Origin of the sequence: Cupriavidus phytohabitans, from assembly GCF_017815025.1 — a bacterium.
GTDB lineage: Bacteria > Pseudomonadota > Gammaproteobacteria > Burkholderiales > Burkholderiaceae > Cupriavidus.
Map to the genome: position 1 here is coordinate 1 of NZ_JAGIQB010000181.1, position 1,491 is coordinate 1,491.

1 protein-coding gene is annotated in these 1,491 nt (G+C 60.6%); it reads right to left on the reverse strand.

Annotation, left to right across the window (positions count from 1 at the left end):
- Positions 1-7 precede the first annotated feature (7 nt).
- Positions 8-1,357 (reverse strand): IS4 family transposase, encoded by a 1,350-nt coding sequence (locus J8I34_RS33975; RefSeq protein ID WP_280920939.1) that lies wholly within the window; start codon positions 1,355-1,357, stop codon positions 8-10.
- Positions 1,358-1,491 lie beyond the last annotated feature (134 nt).

A 1,491-nucleotide genomic window follows, 5' to 3' on the forward strand; every position in this document is an offset into this window, starting at 1 on the left:
CATGTGGTTATACACAATTGTCCCCGTCGTCGACGGCTCGTAAGCCTCGCAGTGTCTTCGCCGCGACATGAACTTCTTTCAGCCCCAGCCAAATCGTCTTCACGCCGGGCTCGCCATCACTCTTGCGGCCAAGGAATCCGCCAAGACGTGCAATCAGGCGCAGCACCTCGTTCAGGCTCGGCTTGGCCGGCTGCTTGACTCTGGTCAGCAGATAGGCGCCGCGTATTTCATCAGGGTCGAAGAACAACTCAGCATCCAGATCGGGGCAAGTGCGTCCGAGTCTCATCAAATGCGCTATGCGCCAGGCGACGACCATGAACAGCGCCAAAGCGCGCTCAAGGCGTTCGACCGCCGACAACTGAAGCGCTTCAACGCGGCAGGCGTTCTTCAAGATGTTGAACAGGATCTCTATTTCCCAGCGCGCGCGATACCAGTCGATCAGCTCGATCGCATCGTCCAGAGTGGCCACGGCACGATTTGTCAGCAGGCGCCACTCGATTGGCTTAACGCCGGCCGGCGCATCGAATTCGCGCGCGACGATGCTCGTCGCTGTGACTGTCTTGCCTTTGCCCGCCGGCAGGTCAACCCGCTGCACCCACAGTTGCTGGCGCACGGTGCGCGCCTTGACGCCATGCCGCGATCCCATCGTGAAGGCAATCTCGCCAACCGGCTTGCCGTCGGCGGTGCGCTGCCACAGCTTCTCGCCGTCCGGCAGGCAGCGATTGTGAGCGGCGCGTATCAGCCAGTCCGCAGGCGTGCCAAGTTCTTGAGCGCGAAGCATCAACGCCATCAGGTCGGCTTCGCGGTCAGCGACGTAGACCAGCCGCGTGTCGGGCAACTCCGTCGCCATTTCAGCGATGCGCTCGTAACCTTCGATCCAGCGCAGACTCTCCTTTGGCCCGCCGCGCTTGCCGAATTTGTCCCGCTTCTCACGCGCCCACATCCACGCGTCCAGCACGCCAAGCGGTTCGCGTTGCGGCGTGACGGCGTAGGTCGCGTGCAAATACATGCCCCGCTGAGCTTCATAGTTCAGCGGCCCCAGACCGATCGCCGCTTGGCCATTGAAATCAAGTTGCGTCGTGTCCTGAAGACACAGCACGACCGGCTGGGCCTGCATTCTCTGCTGGGACTTTTGCCAATGCGGCGCCAGAATATCGCGCCAGTCAACGCTGTCGTTGCCAAAGAAGCGATAGGCTCCCATGGTCTCGCCCCAGCCACGGCACGCCTTCGGTACGCTGGCCATCGGATCAGCCGCAAATCGCTCCATCAATATCCTCGCTCGCTTGTCGAGGCGCGCATCACCGAGATCCAGTCGGGCGAATTCAGTCTCTGCCCAGTGTGTCGATTCAATCGTCAACGCGTCACCCAAAAAGGCGACAGTAAACGCGAGACTCGGACAGTTTACAAGTGCCGCTTCAAGTCATTGAATGTAAACACTTTTCCGGGGCGCCAGGATCGCTTCGGTGGGTCAAAGATGTGTATAACCGCATG